A 19,079-nucleotide genomic window follows, 5' to 3' on the forward strand; every position below is an offset into this window, starting at 1 on the left:
AGCAGGGTGATGGTGGTGGTGTGTTTGGAGACAGCCAGTTTACCAGCACCCTGTCTGTCAACTTCCACTTCCCCAAGATCCCGCGAAGAACCTAAAAAAACCGGCCACTGGGGCCGGTTTTTGGTTTCTTGCTGGCGCTTAACCCAGGCGAACCCGAGCATTGCGGAACATGCGCATCCAGGCGCCATCCTCTCCCCAGTTGTCCGGGTGCCAGGAGTTGGCCACGGTGCGGAATACCCGCTCCGGGTGCGGCATCATGATGGTGGCGCGGCCGTCCGCACTGGTCACCGCGGTGATACCGTCAGGGGAGCCGTTGGGGTTGGCCGGGTATTGCACGGTGACGTTGCCGCGGTTGTCCACGAAACGCAGCCCCACCAGACCGCTCTGTTGCAGCGCAGCCAGGTGAGCAGCATCGCGCACTTCCACGCGCCCTTCCCCGTGGGAGACGGCAATCGGCATCACGGAGCCAGCCATCCCGGCGAAGAAGGCGGACGGGGAGTCCTGCACTTCCACCAGGCTGAAGCGCGCCTCGAAGCGCTCGGAGCGGTTGCGCACGAAGCGCGGCCAGAGATCGGCCCCCGGGATGAGGTCGCGCAGGTTGGACATCATCTGGCAACCGTTGCACACCCCCAGGGAGAGGGTATCGCCGCGCTCGAAGAAGCGCTGGAACTGCTCACGGGCGTTGTCGTTGAACAGGATGGACTTGGCCCAGCCTTCCCCCGCCCCCAGCACGTCGCCGTAGGAGAAGCCGCCACAGGCCACCAGGGTCTGGAAATCTTCCAGCTTGATGCGCCCCTCGAGGATGTCGCTCATGTGCACGTCGACAGCGGTAAAGCCGGCGCGGTCAAAGGCGGCCGCCATCTCCACGTGGGAGTTGACCCCCTGCTCGCGCAGCACCGCCAGACGGGGAGAAACCCCGCGAGCGATATAGGGCGCGGCCACGTCGTCGGACGGGTTGTAGGTGAGCCTGGCCTGCAAACCCGGATCGGTGGCGTCCTGGCGGGCGGCATGCTCCTGATCGGCGCACTCCGGGTTGTCCCGCAGGCGCTGCATCTGCCAGCTGGTCTCGCCCCAGATGGTGCGAAGGGCGGTGCGGCTGGCGCGATACACTTCGCTGCCGGCACGCTGGAACAGGATGAGGTCGTCTTCGCGCACCGTGCCCAGCACATGGGAGCAGGCTGCCAGACCGTGACCGGCCAGCAGGGTCAGCACCGCTTCCTTGTCTTCGCGACGAACCTGGATGACGGCACCCAGCTCCTCGTTGAACAGGGCCGGCAGCAGGTCGCCACCCACGCGATCGAGCTGGATGTCGAGGCCGCAGTGACCGGCAAACGCCATCTCGGTCAGGGTGACGAAGAGGCCGCCGTCGGAGCGGTCGTGGTAGGCAATCAGCTTGCGATCCGCCACCAGCGCCTGGATGGCGTTGAAGAAGCCCTTGAGCTGGACCGGGTTGTCCAGATCTGGGGCACTTTGCCCAAGCTGGCGGTAAACCTGGGCCAGGGCCGAGGCGCCGAGGCGCTGCTTGCCGTTGCCAAGGTCGATGAGGATAAGGTCGGTCTCACCGAGATCGGTGCGCAGTTGCGGGGTCACGGTATTGCGCACGTCCTCGACCCGGGCAAACGCCGAGATGAGCAGGGAGAGCGGCGAGGTGACGCTGCGCTCTTCCCCGTCCTGCTGCCAGCGGGTCTTCATGGACATGGAGTCCTTGCCCACCGGGATGGTTATGCCAAGGGCCGGGCAGAGCTCTTCGCCCACCGCTTTCACGGCTTCGTAGAGACCCGCATCTTCCCCCGGGTGGCCGGCTGCGGACATCCAGTTGGCGGAGAGCTTGACCCGCTTGAGGGAGCCGATATTGGCCGGTGCCAGGTTGGTCAAGGCCTCGGCCACCGCCATGCGGGCGGAGGCGGCATGAGAGAGCAGCGCCACCGGGGTGCGCTCGCCCATGGACATGGCTTCACCGTGGTAGCTGTCGTAGGTCGCGGCGGTGACGGCGCAGTCAGCCACCGGGATCTGCCAGGGGCCGACCATCTGGTCGCGGTTGACGAGGCCCGTTACGGTGCGATCGCCGATGGTGATGAGGAAGGACTTCTCCGCCACGGTCGGCAGGCGCAGCACGCGCTCGGCGGCGTCGCTGAGGGTGATGCCGTCCAGTTGCAGCGCCTTGCCCTGGGCGGGCAGGCTCTGCACGTCGCGGTGCATCTTGGGCGCCTTGCCAAGCAGCACGTCCAGCGGCAGATCGATGGGCTGGTTGTCGAAGTGCGCATCGGACAGGGTCAGGTGCTTCTCTTCGGTGGCGGTGCCGATGACGGCATAGGGGGCGCGTTCGCGCTCGCACAAAGCCTTGAACAGAGGCAGCTTGTCCTGGGCCACGGCCAGCACATAGCGCTCCTGGGATTCGTTGCACCAGACTTCCAGCGGGCTCATGCCCGGTTCGTCGTTCGGAATGGCACGCAAGTCGAAGCGACCACCGCGATCCCCGTCGCTCACCAGCTCCGGCATGGCGTTGGAGAGACCACCGGCGCCCACGTCGTGGATGAAGACAATCGGGTTGTCGTCCCCCAGTTGCCAGCAGCGGTCGATCACTTCCTGGCAGCGACGCTCCATCTCGGGGTTGTCACGCTGCACGGAGGCGAAGTCGAGATCTTCGGCAGACTGACCGGAAGCCATGGAGGAGGCTGCGCCGCCACCCAGGCCGATGTTCATGGCCGGACCACCCAGCACGATGAGGGCAGCCCCCACCGGGATCTCCCCTTTCTGGACGTGCTCGCTGCGGATGTTGCCGATGCCACCCGCCAGCATGATGGGCTTGTGGTAGCCGCGCACCTCGACGCCGTTGTGGCTCGGCACCTGCTCTTCGAAGGTACGGAAGTAACCCAGGATGGCTGGGCGACCGAATTCGTTGTTGAAGGCGGCGCCGCCAAGGGGGCCTTCCTGCATGATGTCAAAGGCACTGACGATGCGGCTCGGCTTGCCGAAGTCCTGCTCCCAGGGCTGCTCGAAACCGGGGATGCGCAGGTTGGAGACGGAGAAGCCCACCAGGCCCGCCTTGGGCTTGGCGCCACGCCCTGTCGCACCCTCGTCGCGGATTTCGCCGCCGGAGCCGGTGGCGGCACCCGGGAAGGGAGAGATGGCGGTCGGGTGGTTGTGGGTTTCCACCTTCATCAGGATGTCGACGCGCTCCTGGTGATACTGGTACTCACCGTTGGCGGGGCTCGGGAAGAAGCGGCCACCCTGGCTGCCTTCCATCACCGCGGCGTTGTCTTTGTAGGCAGACAGGACATGGTCCGGCGTCTGCTCGAAGGTGTTCTTGATCATCTTGAACAGCGACTTGGGCTGCTGCTCGCCGTCGATGGTCCAGTCGGCGTTGAAGATCTTGTGGCGGCAGTGCTCGGAGTTCGCCTGGGCAAACATGTAGAGCTCGATGTCGTTGGGATTGCGACCCAGCCGGGTGAAGTTGGTCACCAGGTAATCTATTTCGTCATCGGCCAGGGCCAGACCCAGGGTCACGTTGGCCTCTTCCAGGGCGGCGCGACCACCACCCAGCACATCTACCTGGGTAAAGGGGCGCGGCTCATGGTGAGCAAACAGGGCGGCAGCCTCGTTCATCTCGGCAAAGACCACTTCCATCATGCGATCGTGCAGCAGGGCCGCGATCTCGCTACGCTGGGCCACGCTCAGCTCACCCTTGGCCTGCACGTAATAGGCAATGCCGCGCTCCAGCCGCTTGACCTGTTTCAGGCCGCAGTTGTGGGCGATGTCGGTTGCTTTGGAAGACCAGGGGGAGATAGTGCCGGGGCGGGGGGTAACGAGGAACAGCTGACCGCTGGGGGTGTGTTCCGGGATGGTCGGGCCGTAGCGCAGAAGCTGGCCCAAGGTCGCTCGCTCGGGGGGCGACAGCGGGCTCGTCAGCTCGGCAAAATGCACGTATTCCGCATAGACGCTTGCTATCTCTACTCCTCTCTGTGCGCAGCTCTGCAGCAGCTTGTGGACACGAAACTCAGACAGTGCTGGGGCACCACGCAAGATTTCCATATACCTTTCTCACCAAGTTTTAGAGTGTGGGGGGATTTGAGACGCGCGTATTATAGGGATCAGGCCCATCCTGAACAAACGTTTTTCTCATCTCGCGCGGTGTGACTCCCTTCATACTCTCTGGTATAAAGGTGCCTCTTTTTTGACAAATGCCGTTTTTTTCAACAAGGGTACTCACCTACTTGCGCTGCATTTTTCGACTGTTCATCGGGATGATGTTGACGCTGGCCCTGGCCGGTTGCGACTTCTACCACCCCTCCAGCCAACTGGAGCAGATCCGCCAGCGAGGCGAGATCCGGGTTGGCACCCTCTATGGCCCCACTTCCTATTACCAGCGTGACGACACCGCACTGGGGTTCGACTACGAGCTGGCGCAGCTTTACGCCGACTGGCTGGGGGTCAAGCTGACCATAGTACCGGCCTACAGCACCGCCGAGCTGGTCGAGCAACTGCAAAAGGGCAAGCTGGATCTCGCCGCCGCCGCCATCGTCGTGACCCCGGAGCGGCGCAAGCTGTTCCGCTTCGGCCCCGGCTTCTACCAGGTCTCCCCCAAGCTGGTCTATCGCAACGGCTCCCCCAGGCCCAAGAACCTCGGTGACATCAAGGGCAGCATAGTGGTGCCGGCGGGCTCCACCGGCGAGGACCTGATGAAGGAGCTGGCCAAGCAGTACCCCAACCTGAAGTGGAGCACCAATCGGGATGCGGACGTGGAAGAGCTGCTCAAGCAGGTGGCCGACGGCAAGGTGGACTACACGGTGGTGCAGGACACCATACTGGCCCGTACCCAGCGCTACTACCCTGAACTCACCGAAGGCTTGACCCTCGCCAGCAAGCAGACCGTGGCCTGGGCCATGACCAAGCTGCCCGACGACAGCCTCTACGCCAGCATCATCGACTTCTTCGGTCAGCGCTTCATGGATGGCGCCATCGCCAAGCTCGACGAGAAGTACTTCGGCCACGTGCAGAACTTCGATTTCGTCGACACCCGTACCTTCCTGCAACGGGCCAAGAGCCTGCTGCCCAAGTACCAGGCGCTGTTCCAGACCCACGCCAAGGATATCGACTGGCGGCTGCTGGCCGCCATCAGCTATCAGGAATCCCACTGGGATCCCCAGGCACGCTCCTACACCGGGGTGCGCGGCATGATGATGCTCACCGGTCCGACCGCCAAGGCGATGGGGGTAAACGATCGCACCCACCCGGAAGAGAGCATCAAGGGGGGCGCCCGCTACCTGCAGGAGATGATGGCGAAGGTGCCCGACTCGGTCCCGGCGGACGAGAAAGTGTGGTTTGCCCTCACCGCCTACAACATCGGCTACGGCCACATGATGGATGCCCGCCGCCTGACCAAGGAGCTGGGCAAGAACCCGGACGCCTGGAGCGATGTGAAAGAGGTGCTGCCCCTGTTGCAGCAGTCACGCTGGCATCGCAAGGTGCGCTATGGCTATGCCCGTGGCGGCGAGGCGCGCAACTATGTCAACAACGTGCGCCAGTACTACCAGAGCCTGCTCTGGCTCGACAACGAACAGCAGAAGGCCCATCGTCGCGAGGAGCTGGACGAGGACGACAGCAGCGAACCGGACGTGCCGGCGCAGCGTCCGGCCATCATCGCCGAAGTGGTCAAACAGATCATCACCCCCTAGCCTCGCCGGGGGTGTGTTTTCCTGCCCTGTTCTCTGTTACCATCCTTGGGTATACGAGGGGCGCTGGAGCGAACTTATTGCAATGTATTCATTGCGTTGCAGTTCCTGCCAAGGGCCCTTTCGGCCCCACGCAAGACCAGGGAGGAGAACAGGATGCGAGCACGCAGAAGAGCCATGTTGGCCCGAAAAACCAAATGTGCCTGGAGCCCGAGACGCAAGCTCAAGCTGGCCGACATGAAACGCAAGATCTGGCACAGAAACCGCTCCTTCACGCTGCTGATAGCGGAGCACACAGTATAAACCCGGCATCAGCCGGGTTTTTTTATGCCTTGTCAGGCTGCGCCTCGAACAGAACGGTGCGTTTGGAGACCAGGGTGTTGCAGTGGTTGCAAAAATAATCCACTGCGCCGCAAGCCCGAAGCCGCTCCAGCTCCTGCCCGCAGGCAGGACACAGGGTCCGGATGCGATAACGGGCCTGACACTGGCCACACGTCGTCTCCTGGCTGCGGCTGTCCAGTTCGCCCTGACAGGTAGGGCAGGTCAGCGTGTTCATTCTCTTCTCGACTCCTCTTTACGTCACTGTGCACCGGCATTACCCGCAGCCCCTCCCCCGGTTTGTCTGCCCTGAGGAGGGCCACCAAGAAAAACGGCTGCCGGTAAGGGCAGCCGCAGGGCTTTATTTCTTCGCTTTGGCCTTGAGCAGGCGCTTGCGCTGGCGTTCCTGGCTCAGGGTCAGGGTGTTCTTCTTGCCCTCGAACGGGTTGACCGACTCCTGGAACTCCACCCGGATCGGCGTCCCCATGATCTTCAACGACTTGCGGAAGTAGTTGATGAGGTAGCGCTTGTAGGAGTCCGGCAGGTCGTTCAACTGGTTGCCGTGGATCACGATGCGCGGCGGGTTGTAGCCACCGGCGTGGGCATACTTCAGCTTGACCCGGCGACCATTCACCATGGGCGGCTGGTGATCTTCCTGGGCCATCTGCATGATGCGGGTCAGCATGGCGGTGCTGGTGCGGCGAGTCGCGGACTCGTAAGCCTCGTTGATGGATTCGAACAGGTGACCGACGCCACTGCCGTGCAGGGCGGAGATGAAGTGCACCCGGGCGAAGTCGATGAAGCCCAGACGTCTGTCCAGCTCGTTCTTGACGTCCTCTTTCACCTTCTGATCCAGGCCGTCCCACTTGTTGACCACCAGTACCACGGAGCGGCCGCTGTTGAGCACGAAGCCGAGGATGCTCAAGTCCTGATCCGTGATGGTCTCCCGGGCGTCAATGACCAGCAGGCAGACGTTGGCATCTTCAATCGCCTTGAGCGTCTTGATGACGGAGAACTTCTCCACCGTCTCGTGCACCTTGCCACGGCGACGCACGCCGGCGGTGTCGATGACCACGTATTTCTGATCGTCGCGCTCCATGGGGATGTAGACGGAGTCGCGGGTGGTACCCGGCATGTCGTAGACGATGACCCGATCTTCACCCAGCATGCGGTTGGTCAGGGTGGATTTGCCAACGTTGGGACGACCGACGATGGCGAACTTGATGGGCAGGTCGGCGAACGGCGTCTCCTTGGTGTCTTCCCGGGTGTCGAGCTCACCGGCGGCCACCATGCGCAGCAGGGCCTCTTCGTCGAACTCCTCCAGCTCCTCTTCCTCTTGTGCCTCGGTGGCAGAGCCGACCAGGGTCTCGAGGTGGGGGGCCAAGGCCAGCTCCAGCAGGCTCAGTACGCCACGGCCGTGGGCGGCCGCCATCTGGTAGACCTCGCCCAGGGCCAGACCGTAGAACTCGGACACCGCGGAGTCACCGTCGATGCCGTCGGTCTTGTTGGCCACCAGAAACACCTTCTTGTGGGTCTTGCGCAGGTGCTCGGCGATGGCCTGATCCGCCGCGGTGAGACCGGCACGGGCATCCACCATGAAGAGCACCACATCGGCCTCTTCGATGGCCAGCAGGGACTGCTCGGCCATCTTCAGCTCGATCCCCTCCTCGGTGCCATCGATACCGCCGGTATCGACCACGATAAATTCCAGCTCGCCCAGCTTCGCCTGGCCATATTTGCGGTCCCGGGTCAGGCCGGGGAAGTCGGCAACCAGGGCATCCCGGGTACGGGTCAGGCGGTTAAACAGGGTGGATTTCCCCACGTTGGGACGGCCCACCAGGGCAACTACAGGAGTCATAAAAGCCTCATTCTCAAGACGACAAAGGCTCCGGGTCCGAAGACCAGGAGCCGGATATTCACATTATCGGACGATCAAGGACGCTTGAGGGCGTACAACTTGCCGTCACGGCTCTGCACATACAGGGTGTCACCCTCCACCAGCGGAGCGGCATAGAGACCACTGCTGTCGAGCTGCTGCATGGCCTTGATGGTCCCGTCGGTACGGTCCAGCCAATACAGGTAACCTTCCACATCGCCGACCACCACATAGTCACCCAGGATGACGGGGGCAGTCACGGTGCGGTTTTCCAGCTGGGTGTTGGACCACAGCTCGAGACCGTTGCGACGATCGACCGCAAACAGATGGCTGCGGCTGTCGGTCAGCACGATGGCATTGCCGGTCACCGCCATGTCGCGATAACCGGAATACTTGCGCTTCCACACTTCGTCGCCGCTCATCAGCTTGCGCGCCATCAACTGGCCGTTGTAGGCGATGGCGTAGAGCTCATCACCGGCAATCAGCGGGCTGGCATCGACGTCCACCATCCGATCCAGTTCGGTGGCGCCGCGCGGGTCAGCCACCTTGGATTGACGCACAGGCTGGCCGTTGCTCAGCAGGGCGATGCCCACCTTGCCATCGGCGCGGCCATAGATGACGGCACCGTTGGTGATGATGGGGGCGCCGGCACTGCGCAGGGTCAGGGGCGGCTGCTCTTCGGACAGGGTCCACTGCAGCTTGCCTTCGTCGGTATCGAGCGCCACCAGGCGACCGGAGGTGGTCAGCACCACCACGCGGCCATCCTCGACGGCGGGGCTCGCCACCACTTCCCCAGGAACCGTGGTCTGCCACAGCACTTCGCCGTTGGCCTCGTTCAGGGCGTAGACCACCCCGTTTTCGGACCCGAGGAACAGCTTGCCGTAGCGAGAGACCAGACCACCGGAGAGACGGGCACTGCGCTTGTCGGCGTTGATGGGCAGATCTGCCAGATCCACGCTCCACAGCTCCTTGCCGCTCTCGCGCTCGAAGGCGGTCACATCGCCATCGCGGGCCGCTGCATAGATGCGGTCCTCTTCCACCACCGGCTTGAGCTGGGAGTAGAAGTCGCCGATGCCATCCCCGACCGAGGAGGACCATGCGGTATCGGCAGTGAACGCGGACTCGACCTTGGGCAGGGGTGCCATGGGGTTGAGATCTTCTTCCGAACTGAACAGGGAGCAGCCCTGCAAGGCGAAGGAGACAGCCACCCCCAGCGCCATTCGCTTGTACAGATTACGCATCCGGAGCCTCGCCCGCAGTGACGGCTGGCAGCGCCAGATCATCCATCTTCAGCTTGAGTTCGGCGCTGCTCTGCAGGCCGCCGGCATCCGCCGCCGCCTGATAGGCATCGCGCGCTTCTTCGGCCTTGCCCTGCTTTTGCAGGATGTCGCCGCGCACTTCCGCCACCTGGGCCTTGAAGGCGTCGTTGTTGATCTTGCCAAGCTGGGCCAGGGCCTCGTCAGCCTTGCCCTGATCGCTCAGGACCCGTGCCAGACGCAGGGCGGCGATGGGCTTGATGCTGTCATCGCCACTGGCGGCCACCTGGGTCAGCTGCTCGGCAGCCAGATCCAGCTTGCCCGCCTTGACGGCAGCCGCGGCCAGTTGCAGGGCGGCCAGCTCGGCATAGGCGTCACCCTTGTGAGCGGTAATGAAGCTCTTTGCCTGCTCCAGGGCGGCGTCGTCCCCCTTGGCGAGCTGGGCGGTCATCTCGTTGTAAGCCTGGGAGGCGGCTTCCTGGTTGTTCTGCTGCATCTCGTTGTAGTAGCGCCAGCCAAAGAGGCCGACCAGACCGATCACGGTCCCGGCGATCACCGAGGTGCCGTTCTCTTTCCACCAGCTCTTGATGACCTCAACCTGTTGTTCTTCAGTGGTATACACTTCCACAGCTTACTCTCCTTTCGCTGCCAGCAGGGCGATGGCGGCATCGACCGAGACGGTCTGTTGCTCGGCCTGGCCACGCAGATATTTGATGGTGATCTCCCCGCTTTGCACCTCGGTCTCCCCAAGGATCAGGGCAATGGCCGCGCCGCTCTTGTCGGCACGCTTGAGTTGTTTCTTGAAGTTGCCGCCGCCGCAGTGGCTCATGAGGCGCAAGTCCGGCAGGGCATCGCGCAGGCGCTCGGCCAGGGCAAAGCCAGCCTGCTCGGTCCCCTCACCCACCATGCAGAGATAGACATCCACCGCGGGGCGGATGTCAGCATTGAGTTCGAGGGTTTCAAGCATCAGCACCAGACGCTCCATCCCCATGGCAAAGCCCACCGCCGGGGTCGGCTGGCCACCGAGCTGCTCCACCAGGCCGTCGTAGCGACCACCGGCACAGACGGTGCCCTGGGCCCCCAGGCTGTTGGTCACCCACTCGAACACGGTCAGGTTGTAGTAGTCGAGGCCACGCACCAGACGCTCGTTCACCTCGAACTGGATGCCGGCCGCCGTGAGCAGGCGCTTGAGCCCTTCGAAGTGAGCCAGGCTCTCTTCGCCCAGGTGATCGAACAGACGGGGGGCACCTGCCAGGATGGCCTGTACTTTCTCGTCTTTGGAGTCGAGCACCCGCAGGGGGTTGCTGTACATGCGGCGCTGGCTCTCTTCGTCCAGCTCGCTCTTGTACTGTTCCAGATAGGCGACCAGGGCATCGCGATAGGCGGCACGTTCGTTGCTCTGGCCGAGGGTGTTGAGTTGCAGAGTCACGTGATCGCTGATGCCGAACAGACGCCACAGGCGGTGAGTCAGCATGATGAGCTCGGCATCGATGTCCGGCCCGTTGATGCCGAACAGCTCGACCCCGAACTGGTGGAACTGGCGATAGCGACCTTTCTGGGGACGCTCGTGACGGAACATGGGGCCCATGTACCACATCCGACGTTCCTGGTTGTAAAGCAGACCGTGCTCGATGCCGGCACGCACGCAACTGGCGGTCCCTTCCGGACGCAGGCTCAGGCTGTCGCCGTTGCGGTCTTCAAAGGTGTACATCTCTTTTTCGACCACGTCGGTCACTTCACCGATGGCACGCTTGAACAGATGGGTCTGCTCGACGATGGGCATGCGCACTTCGCTGTAGCCATAGCTGGCCACGACCTGGCGCAGGATCTGTTCTACTTTCTGCCATACCGGGCTCTGCTCCGGCAGGCAATCATTCATACCGCGAATAGCTTGGATCTGTTTTGCCACGTTGATACTCGAGAAAAAGAGGTAAAATTTGGCCGCATTATAGGGATTTTCGACCCCGAGGTAAAATCGGGTGCCCGGATGCGGGATGTAAAATCAACAACCTAAAGCCGGGGCCACCCCAGGTGGCCCCGTCATGGTTCAACCTTTGTCCACCTGGATCTGGTTGGCCGGATCCAGCATGGCAGCCCGGGCACGGATGCGACGCTCCAGGGTCGGGATCAAATCCTTGTTGTCGAGCCGGTCGACCCGCTGGCCCCCCTCGTAGAAGGCACTCTTGTTGGCGGCGCCCGCAAGGCCCAGATCGGAAACCAGCGCCTCCCCCGGACCGTTCACCACACAGCCGATGATGGAGACATCCATCGGGGTGATGATGTCTTCGAGCCGCTCTTCCAGGGCGTTGACCGTGCCGATGACGTCGAACTCCTGACGGGAGCAGGAGGGACAAGCGATGAAGTTGATGCCGCGGGAACGGATGCGCAGGGATTTGAGGATGTCAAAGCCCACCTTCACCTCTTCCACCGGATCGGCGGCCAGGGAGATGCGCAGGGTGTCGCCAATCCCTTCGCTCAGCAACATGCCAAGGCCGATGGCGGACTTGACCGCGCCGGCGCGAAAACCGCCCGCTTCCGTGATGCCCAGATGCAGGGGTTGATCGATCTGCTTGGCCAGCAGGCGATAGGCTCCGACCGCCAGGAAGACATCGGACGCCTTGACACTCACCTTGAAGTTCTGGAAGTCGAGGCGATCCAGGTAATCCACGTGGCGCATGGCGGACTCCAGCAGCGCCTCCGGGGTCGGCTCGCCGTATTTCTCCTGGAGATCACGCTCAAGGGAACCGCCGTTGACGCCGATGCGGATGGGGATGTTGTAGTGACGGGCACAATCCACCACCGCACGCACCCGCTCTTCGTTGCCGATGTTGCCCGGGTTGATGCGCAGGCAGTCGGCCCCGTATTCGGCCACTTTGAGGGCGATGCGGTAGTCGAAGTGGATGTCGGCCACGATGGGGATGCGGGTCTGCTGCTTGATGAGCTTGAACGCTTCCGCCGCCTCCATGGTGGGGACGGAGACCCGGACGATGTCGGCGCCGACCCGCTCGATCCGCTGGATCTGCTCGACGGTAGCGGCCACGTCCGTGGTCTTGGTGTTGGTCATGGTCTGTACCGTGATGGGGGCATCGCCCCCAACCGGCACGTTGCCGACCATGATCTGTCTGGATTTGCGACGAACGATGGGTGATTCGTGTGCGGGCTTTTCGTGAACAGACATGGCGGACTGATTACTCCTGCGGCAGTGAGAAGCGGGCAGTCCGGCCGTTGTTGTAACGGCTCATGTCGAAGGACTTGCCCTGATATTCGAGATTGACCGCCATGGGCGCGCCAATGATGAATCTGAGTGGCTCGGGTCCTTCCAGTACCAGTTCGTCGTTCGCCTTCTTCAGACCGCTGAACAGGGTCTTGCCGTTGGCATCCTTGACGTCCAGCCAGCAATCGGCGGTGAAGCTCATCTTGAGCTGGGGCGCCTTGGCGGGCTCGGTGGTCGTGCTCTCGGCAGTCGAGACCGCACCGGAAACGTCCGTCGGGACGGCAGCGCTGGCATCCGTAGTGACCACAGGCAGGGTCGCGGTGGCACCGCTCACCACAACCTGGGTGGACACGGCATCGGACGCTGCGGGCAGCACGGGCTCGGCGACCTCCACGGCGGGGGCAACATTCGCTTCCGGCGTATTGACGGTCGCGCTCATCTCGGTCGCCGCCAGGGCGTCGTCACCGGCAGAGCGGCGCGCCGTGCTCTGCCACCACCAGGCGACGGAGAGCCCGATCAGCACCAGGATCACAAGCCAGGTCACCACCTTGAGCCGGCTGTCATTGGCCTGCTGGCGGGAGCGACGGGAGAAGCTCTGCATGTCGATGTTGTCGGGGGGAGTCAGTCCCAGCTTCTCGTAGGCGGCGAGGATGGTCTCCTCGGGGATGCCCACGAGCTTGGCATAGGCTCGCAGATAGCCACGAATGAAGGTATGGGACGTGTGCTTGTCATAGGTATCCGCTTCGATGGCGGCGATCAGGGTCAGACGAAGGTGAATGCGGGACGCAACCTGTTCCCGGGTCCAGCCGAGCTGTTCACGGGCGTTGCGCAGCAGCTGGCCTGGGCCCGCTGCCTGGGAGTCGTCTTGGAAATCGTGTGGCTGTTCAGTAGTCATTGGCTAAGTAACGCTTGGCTTGTTGCGAAGTGGGATATTGCCTTACCAGCTCAGTCCCGAATTGGTGAAGTAATGCCGGTTTGTCCATGGCCTGGGCCAGCCGCAGCCGGAGCCAGAGGCTCTCCTCGTTCTCCTCTGCCACGTCGGCAAAGCGCGCGAGGTAAGACTGGACATCAGGAAGCTTGCCATCTTTCATGGAAAGCTCGGCCATGTCCAGCAATAACCTAGGATTGCGGGGATTATACCCCAAGGCCAGACGATAATACTCGCCGGCCTTGTCATTTCTGTGATTTTGCATCGAGCAGAGCGCCGCATTCTCGTAGGTATCGGCGATCTTCACGTAATCGGGCTGGCTGACGGCCTGCAAGAACGCCTTTTCCGCTTCGTCGAAGCGGCCACGGTTGCAGAGGAAGGCGCCATAGTTGTTCATCGCGTCAGCATTGGACGGATCCATGGCCAGTGCTTTCTTGTAGCTCGCCTCGGCGGCCTTGAAATCCGACACCTGCTGGTAGAAATAGGCAAAACCGATGTAGACCTGAGGATTGTTGGGATCGTACTGAAGGGCGCGGTCGAGGTTGAATTTGGCCTGCTCGGCATTGCCCTGGCGCAGATACTGGATACCCAGATCGAGACGAGTCTGGGCGGCGGCCTTGAGGTCAGGACCCACTTCACGCTGGGTCGAATTCTGGCCAGCGTAAGTGGTCTCTGTGACACAACCTGGCAGCGCACAGAGCGCTGCCACTACGATCAATGTACGGATATCCATTTCCTGTCTATACAATGGCTTAGGAGTTAAACCATTTTGACGGAAATCCCATCCTGTTGCATCCGATTTTTCATGGTGCGCTTGGTGCGGTCGATCACCTCCCCCACCAGCTGCCCACAGGCGGCGTCGATGTCGTCACCACGGGTCTTGCGCACGATGACGGTCAGGCCGTATTCCATCAGCACCTTGGAGAAACGGTCGATACGGCTGTTGCTCGGCTTGCCAAACGGGTTGCCCGGGAAGGGGTTGAACGGGATCAGGTTGATTTTGCAAGGGGTTTCCTTGAGGACCTTGGCCAGCTCATGGGCATGCTGCATGTCGTCGTTGATGTGGTCGAGCAGCACATACTCCACGGTCACCCGGCCGCCGTTGGCGTTGGACTTGGCCAGATAGCGGCGTACACCGGCAAGGAAGGACTCGATGTTGTACTTGTCGTTGATCGGCATGATCTCGGAGCGAAGCGCATCGTTCGGCGCATGCAGGGAGATGGCCAGGGCAACGTCGATCTGGTCCCCCAGCATGTCCAGCGCCGGCACCACACCGGAGGTGGAGAGAGTGACGCGGCGCTTGGAGATGCTGAAGCCGAAGTCATCCATCATCAGCTTCATGGCCGGTACCACGTTGGCGAGGTTGAGCAGTGGTTCACCCATGCCCATCATCACCACGTTGGTGATGGGGCGCTTGCCGCCCACCACTTTGGCGGCACGCCACACCTGGCCGATGATCTCGGAAACTTTCAGGTTGCGGTTGAACCCTTGCTGGGCGGTGGAGCAGAAGGTGCACGCCAGGGCGCAGCCCACCTGAGAGGAGACGCACAGGGTCGCGCGGTCCGCTTCCGGAATGTAGACGGTCTCCACCTCCTGATCGCCCACCTGCAGCGCCCATTTGATGGTGCCATCGGCGGAGCGCTGCTCACGGCTGATCTCGGGAGCACGGATCTCGGCAATGGCCTTGAGCCGCTCGCGCAGCGCCTTGTTGACGTTGCTCATCTGATCGAAATCATCACAACCGAAGTGATAGATCCACTTCATTATCTGGTCTGCCCGGAACGGCTTCTCGCCCAACTCGACGAAGAAGGCACGCATGGCATCCCGGTCGAGATCCAGCAGGTTGGTTTTTGTTTCGCTCATCAGGGGCCTCAGCTCACACACTTCATAAATTATCGGCTGACCTACGTCAGGGGGCGGCATTGTACAAATAATGGGTCTGGCTTTCCACCTGGAGAATAAGTGGATATTGGCAGGATGACCAAAAAACAAAAGGGAGCCGAAGCTCCCTTGGTCACCAGCAGACAACATCAGCCGCGCGGGCAGATCTCGTCGTCGGAGAAGAAGTAGGCGATTTCACGGGCGGCAGAGGCCGGGGCATCGGAGCCGTGGACGGCGTTGCGATCGATGCTCTCGGCGTAGCAGGCGCGCAGGGTGCCGGCCAGCGCCTCTTTCGGGTTGGTGGCGCCCATGATTTCACGGTGACGGCGGATGGCGTCTTCACCTTCCAGCACCTGTACCATGACGGGGCCAGAGGTCATGAAGCCGACCAGACCATCATAAAACGGCTTGCCCTGGTGCTCGGCGTAGAAACCGGCGGCCTGTTCGCTGGTCAGGTGCAGCATCTTGGCGGCAACCACTTTCAGACCGGCGCTTTCGAAGCGGCTGTAAATGGCACCAATCAGGTTCTTGCTGACCGCATCCGGCTTGACGATGGAGAAGGTACGTTCGATAGCCATTGAGTTCTTTCCTTAACTACAGAGTTTTATTGTAGGAATCCATGTTCGGCGGCGATTATACGTAAACAAAAAACGAAATAACACACAAAAAATCAACTTTTTGTTAAACAAAAGAATCCTTGAAACAACATGGTGACTCATCTTGTGCCAGGGCAGAGAGAAAAAATGTGCGCTTGCGCACGATCGGCATGCTAATGCCTCAAAACCGTATCAATTGCTCAGCAAAGCAGCACTGGAAAGGGCACCCAGAGGTGCCCTTGTGATGCCGCTCACTGACTCAGCGCGTCTCCGCCAGCAGGGTATGGGCGATGGTGCGCATCCCCAGGGTATTGGCCCCGGGCGCCCACAGACTATCGCCGTTTTCGCTGAAGCAGGCGGCGAGATCGACATGCAGCCAGCCTCTTCCCTCATCAGGGACAAAGCGGGAGAGGAAGCCTGCCGCATTGGAGGCCCCCCCCGGTCCGCCGCCCGGCACGGGGCGGCTGTTGGCGGTGTCGGCATAGTGGGACGGGCACTGCTGGCGATGCCAGGGCTCCAGCGGCAGCGGCCATGCTGGCTCTTGCTCTGCATCCGAATAGGCCATGGCGCGGCTCACCAGCCCCTTGTCCAGTCCAAACAGGGCGTTGTAACGCCCCCCCAGCGCCATCACGGCCGCCCCGGTGAGGGTGGCAGCGTCGATGATGAGCGGCGCACCAGACTCGCCGGCCAGTTGCAAGCCGTCGGCCAGGATCAGACGCCCTTCGGCGTCGGTGTTGACCACCTCCACCGTGGTGCCGTTCTTGTAGGTGAGGATGTCACCCAGCTTGTAGGCATGGCCGGATACCAGGTTCTCGGCGCAGCAGAGGATGAGCTTCACCCGCTTGTCGAGGCCACGCAGAATGGCCAGCGCCAGCGCGCCGGTGACGATGGCGGCACCGCCCATGTCGTGTTTCATGGTCAGCATGCCCTGGGAGGTTTTCATGGAGTAGCCGCCGGAATCGAAGGTGATCCCCTTGCCCACCAGGGCGGCCGCTACCGGCGCCTTGGGATCCTTGCCCGGATTGAAATCCAGCTCCAGCATCACGGGCTCGCGGTCACTGCCACGACCCACTTGATAGAGACCGACCCAGCCCGCCTGTTGCAGCGCCTCTCCCTTGAGGATGCGATGGCTGATCCGGTCCGGTGCCAGCTCGGTGAGGAAGGCGGCGGCTTCGACCGCCAGCTCCAGCGGCCCCAGCTGCTCCGGGGTGGCGTTGGTCATCTCCCGCACCCAGCGCCCGCACAGCCAGCGCGCCTCCAGCTCCTCCCTGTCCTCCTCGGACGAAGTGGCCCACTGCAACCCCACTTCCGCCTTGGGCGTCTGCAGCCCCTGGGCAAAGGCCCACTGCTGCTCCCGCTCCCAGTGGCCAGCCAGGACAACCTGCTGGATCCCTTGGCTACACAGGCGCCGCGCCGCCTGCTGGATATCCAGCAAGGGAGTGGCGCTCACCAGATGGATCACCATGCCGTCGGCACGGTGGGAGAGCAGTGCCCCCTCCCCCCACTCGGCCGGTGCAAACTCTCGGCTCAACCAGACGTTCATGCGCACACCTCCTGCAGCCAGCGGGCAATCGTGCGAAGACCATGACCCTTGGCCCCGGTCGCCCAGAGCTCATTGCCCGACTTCTGATAGGAAGCGGCCAGGTCCAGGTGCACCCAGCCCTTGCCTTCGTCACGGACGAAGCGCGACAGGAACGCCGCTGCCGTGGTGGCGCCGGCAGTACCTTCTGCGGACGCCACATTACCCAGCTCGGCAAAGGCCGAGGTGAGCTGGCCTGCGTGCCAGGGTTCGAGCGGCAGCGGCCAGGCCTTCTCGTTTTCAGCGTTGGCGGCAGCCAGCGCGCGCACCTGCTCCGCCTCATCGAGGGCAAACACGGCATTGTAGTCGCGGCCCAGCGCGGTCTTGGCGGCGCCGGTCAGGGTAGCAGCGTCGAGGATGTAGGCAGCCCCGCTTTCGCTGGCGGCCAGCAGGCCGTCTGCCAGCACCAGGCGACCTTCCGCGTCGGTATTCTGGATCTCGACCGAGATGCCGTTGCGATAAGTGAGGATGTCGCCGAGCTTGAAGGCGTGGCCGGAGACCAGGTTCTCGGCGCAGCAGAGGATGAGCTTGACCCGCTTGTTCAGGTCACGGCTGATGGCCAGCGCCAGGGCGCCGGTCACCATGGCGGCGCCGCCCATGTCGGACTTCATCGGCAGCATGTTGTCGGAGGACTTCATGGAGTAGCCGCCGGAATCGAAGGTGATCCCCTTGCCCACCAGCGCCGCGACCACGGGGGCGTTGGCATCCCCGGTCGGGTTATAGTCGAGCTCCAGCAGCACCGGCTCGCGCTCGCTGCCACGGCCCACCGACCAGACCCCGATATGACCCGATTCACGCAAGGCTTCGCCAGCGGTGATGCGGGCGGTCACCTTGTCACCGCCGAGGCTGCGAATGAGCAGCAGAGCGGACTCCGCCAGGCTCATGGGGTAGATGGCTTCCGGGCAGCCGTTGGTCACCTCGCGCACCCAGCGGGTCGCTTTCAGCAAAGCCGCCAGCTCGGCAGCCTCCTGATCGCTCTGCTCGCCGAAATCGAGCTCGCGATCCCCCTTGGCGGCATAGAAGCCCTGGGCAAAGGCGTAGCGACGCTCCCCATTCCAGCCCTCACCCACCAGTTTGACGCGCTTGATGCCGCTCGACTCGAGGCGTCTGGCCCCCCGCTGGATGGCGCGCAGCGCCTCCTTCTCCTGGCCAGCGGCCAGATGGAGATGGGCCTCGTCGCCGTTGAAACTGAGCAGGGCACCCTCGCCCCAGTGGGCGGCGGCAGCCTGGGACGACAACCTTACGTTCATCATGTCAGCCATGTTCTCTTGCTTCCTTTTTATTGGCACTTTCATCAACGAATAGGGAAATCACGGGCACAAAAAAGGCCGCTCCCTCAAGGGTCACGGCCTTCACCATATCATTACTGCACCATGAGATGCTGCACGCGCAATTCACTCATGTGTAATTAAGGGGTCATCAGTGGCGCTCGGACGCCAGATTCAGGGTGTACTTGGGCAGTTCCACCACCAGATCCTCATCCGCCAGTCTGGCCTGGCAGCTGAGACGGGATTCCGGCTCCAGCCCCCACGCCTTGTCCAGCATGTCGTCTTCCAGCTCGTCGCTCGGCTCGAGGGAGTCGAACCCTTCCCGCACCACGCAATGGCAGGTAGTACAAGCACAGGACTTCTCGCAAGCGTGCTCGATCTCGATGCCGTTGCGCAGCGCGATATCCAGAATGGTTTCACCGGTCGCACCTTCGAGGGCCGCGCCGTCCGGACAGAGCTCGGGATGGGGCAGAATAATCAGTTTTGGCATA

General features: G+C 62.6%; 15 protein-coding genes. 1 reads left to right on the forward strand and 14 read right to left on the reverse strand.

Annotated features, from left to right (window positions below; genetic code table 11):
- Positions 1-138: 138 nt before the first annotated feature.
- Positions 139-4,032, reverse strand: a complete 3,894-nt coding sequence (purL, locus tag AB5Y64_RS04150; RefSeq protein WP_113977580.1) for a phosphoribosylformylglycinamidine synthase — start codon at positions 4,030-4,032, stop codon at positions 139-141.
- Between the two features lie 149 nt (positions 4,033-4,181).
- Here purL and mltF point away from each other — a divergent pair, with 149 nt between their 5' ends.
- Positions 4,182-5,675: a membrane-bound lytic murein transglycosylase MltF gene (gene mltF, locus AB5Y64_RS04155; RefSeq protein ID WP_042880710.1), complete on the forward strand. Its 1,494-nt coding sequence runs from the start codon at positions 4,182-4,184 to the stop codon at positions 5,673-5,675.
- 322 nt (positions 5,676-5,997) lie between these two features.
- Here mltF and AB5Y64_RS04160 read toward each other — a convergent pair whose 3' ends face one another.
- The 13 genes from AB5Y64_RS04160 to fdx all read right to left on the reverse strand — a co-directional run bounded on the left by AB5Y64_RS04160 (position 5,998) and on the right by fdx (position 19,078).
- The gene (locus AB5Y64_RS04160; RefSeq protein WP_103242996.1) at positions 5,998-6,228 is read right to left on the reverse strand and encodes a zinc ribbon domain-containing protein; all 231 of its coding nucleotides are present in this window, start codon (positions 6,226-6,228) and stop codon (positions 5,998-6,000) included.
- Between the two features lie 123 nt (positions 6,229-6,351).
- On the reverse strand, positions 6,352-7,848 hold the full coding sequence (gene der / locus AB5Y64_RS04165; RefSeq protein ID WP_010675045.1) for a ribosome biogenesis GTPase Der: 1,497 nt from the start codon (positions 7,846-7,848) through the stop codon (positions 6,352-6,354).
- A 74-nt stretch (positions 7,849-7,922) separates the two neighbouring features.
- A complete protein-coding gene (gene bamB, locus AB5Y64_RS04170) occupies positions 7,923-9,107 on the reverse strand; it encodes an outer membrane protein assembly factor BamB (protein ID WP_029314685.1) in 1,185 nt (394 codons plus the stop codon).
- On the reverse strand, positions 9,100-9,750 hold the full coding sequence (locus tag AB5Y64_RS04175; RefSeq protein WP_039038720.1) for a tetratricopeptide repeat protein: 651 nt from the start codon (positions 9,748-9,750) through the stop codon (positions 9,100-9,102). Before AB5Y64_RS04175 ends, bamB begins: the two co-directional genes overlap by 8 nt.
- A gap of 3 nt (positions 9,751-9,753) precedes the next feature.
- Positions 9,754-11,031: a histidine--tRNA ligase gene (gene hisS, locus AB5Y64_RS04180; protein WP_010675048.1), complete on the reverse strand. Its 1,278-nt coding sequence runs from the start codon at positions 11,029-11,031 to the stop codon at positions 9,754-9,756.
- 138 nt (positions 11,032-11,169) lie between these two features.
- Positions 11,170-12,300 (reverse strand): flavodoxin-dependent (E)-4-hydroxy-3-methylbut-2-enyl-diphosphate synthase, encoded by a 1,131-nt coding sequence (gene ispG, locus AB5Y64_RS04185; protein ID WP_010675049.1) that lies wholly within the window; start codon positions 12,298-12,300, stop codon positions 11,170-11,172.
- Positions 12,301-12,310: 10 nt separating this feature from the next.
- On the reverse strand, positions 12,311-13,231 hold the full coding sequence (locus AB5Y64_RS04190) for a RodZ domain-containing protein (RefSeq protein WP_171865349.1): 921 nt from the start codon (positions 13,229-13,231) through the stop codon (positions 12,311-12,313).
- Positions 13,221-14,012, reverse strand: a complete 792-nt coding sequence (tapF, locus tag AB5Y64_RS04195) for a PilW family type IVa pilus biogenesis/stability lipoprotein TapF (RefSeq protein WP_080768047.1) — start codon at positions 14,010-14,012, stop codon at positions 13,221-13,223. The genes AB5Y64_RS04190 and tapF overlap by 11 nt, the downstream gene beginning before the upstream one ends.
- Before the next feature lie 11 nt (positions 14,013-14,023).
- On the reverse strand, positions 14,024-15,127 hold the full coding sequence (locus tag AB5Y64_RS04200; protein WP_039038724.1) for a bifunctional tRNA (adenosine(37)-C2)-methyltransferase TrmG/ribosomal RNA large subunit methyltransferase RlmN: 1,104 nt from the start codon (positions 15,125-15,127) through the stop codon (positions 14,024-14,026).
- Positions 15,128-15,294: 167 nt separating this feature from the next.
- Positions 15,295-15,723 (reverse strand): nucleoside-diphosphate kinase, encoded by a 429-nt coding sequence (gene ndk, locus AB5Y64_RS04205; RefSeq protein WP_010675053.1) that lies wholly within the window; start codon positions 15,721-15,723, stop codon positions 15,295-15,297.
- Between the two features lie 277 nt (positions 15,724-16,000).
- Positions 16,001-17,284: an aminopeptidase PepB gene (gene pepB, locus AB5Y64_RS04210; RefSeq protein WP_041213015.1), complete on the reverse strand. Its 1,284-nt coding sequence runs from the start codon at positions 17,282-17,284 to the stop codon at positions 16,001-16,003.
- Positions 17,281-18,582 carry an aminopeptidase PepB gene (gene pepB / locus AB5Y64_RS04215; RefSeq protein ID WP_119197615.1) on the reverse strand — a complete coding sequence of 434 codons (1,302 nt, stop codon included), beginning with the start codon at positions 18,580-18,582 and terminating at the stop codon, positions 17,281-17,283. The genes pepB (AB5Y64_RS04210) and pepB (AB5Y64_RS04215) overlap by 4 nt, the downstream gene beginning before the upstream one ends.
- Positions 18,583-18,739: 157 nt before the next feature.
- The gene (gene fdx / locus AB5Y64_RS04220) at positions 18,740-19,078 is read right to left on the reverse strand and encodes an ISC system 2Fe-2S type ferredoxin (RefSeq protein ID WP_005299781.1); all 339 of its coding nucleotides are present in this window, start codon (positions 19,076-19,078) and stop codon (positions 18,740-18,742) included.
- Position 19,079 lies beyond the last annotated feature (1 nt).

This window comes from Aeromonas sp. R5-1 (genome assembly GCF_040908265.1).
Lineage (GTDB): Bacteria > Pseudomonadota > Gammaproteobacteria > Enterobacterales > Aeromonadaceae > Aeromonas > Aeromonas caviae.

What these genes read in the sequence shown, in the direction of transcription:
- purL (WP_113977580.1), bottom strand. Translation starts at nt 4,032, where the DNA reads ATGGAAATCTTGCGTGGTGCCCCAGCACTGTCTGAGTTTCGTGTCCAC.
- mltF (WP_042880710.1), top strand. Translation starts at nt 4,182, where the DNA reads ATGCCGTTTTTTTCAACAAGGGTACTCACCTACTTGCGCTGCATTTTT.
- AB5Y64_RS04160 (WP_103242996.1), bottom strand. Translation starts at nt 6,228, where the DNA reads ATGAACACGCTGACCTGCCCTACCTGTCAGGGCGAACTGGACAGCCGC.
- der (WP_010675045.1), bottom strand. Translation starts at nt 7,848, where the DNA reads ATGACTCCTGTAGTTGCCCTGGTGGGCCGTCCCAACGTGGGGAAATCC.
- bamB (WP_029314685.1), bottom strand. Translation starts at nt 9,107, where the DNA reads ATGCGTAATCTGTACAAGCGAATGGCGCTGGGGGTGGCTGTCTCCTTC.
- ispG (WP_010675049.1), bottom strand. Translation starts at nt 12,300, where the DNA reads ATGTCTGTTCACGAAAAGCCCGCACACGAATCACCCATCGTTCGTCGC.
- AB5Y64_RS04190 (WP_171865349.1), bottom strand. Translation starts at nt 13,231, where the DNA reads ATGACTACTGAACAGCCACACGATTTCCAAGACGACTCCCAGGCAGCG.
- AB5Y64_RS04200 (WP_039038724.1), bottom strand. Translation starts at nt 15,127, where the DNA reads ATGAGCGAAACAAAAACCAACCTGCTGGATCTCGACCGGGATGCCATG.
- ndk (WP_010675053.1), bottom strand. Translation starts at nt 15,723, where the DNA reads ATGGCTATCGAACGTACCTTCTCCATCGTCAAGCCGGATGCGGTCAGC.
- pepB (WP_041213015.1), bottom strand. Translation starts at nt 17,284, where the DNA reads ATGAACGTCTGGTTGAGCCGAGAGTTTGCACCGGCCGAGTGGGGGGAG.
- pepB (WP_119197615.1), bottom strand. Translation starts at nt 18,582, where the DNA reads ATGGCTGACATGATGAACGTAAGGTTGTCGTCCCAGGCTGCCGCCGCC.
- fdx (WP_005299781.1), bottom strand. Translation starts at nt 19,078, where the DNA reads ATGCCAAAACTGATTATTCTGCCCCATCCCGAGCTCTGTCCGGACGGC.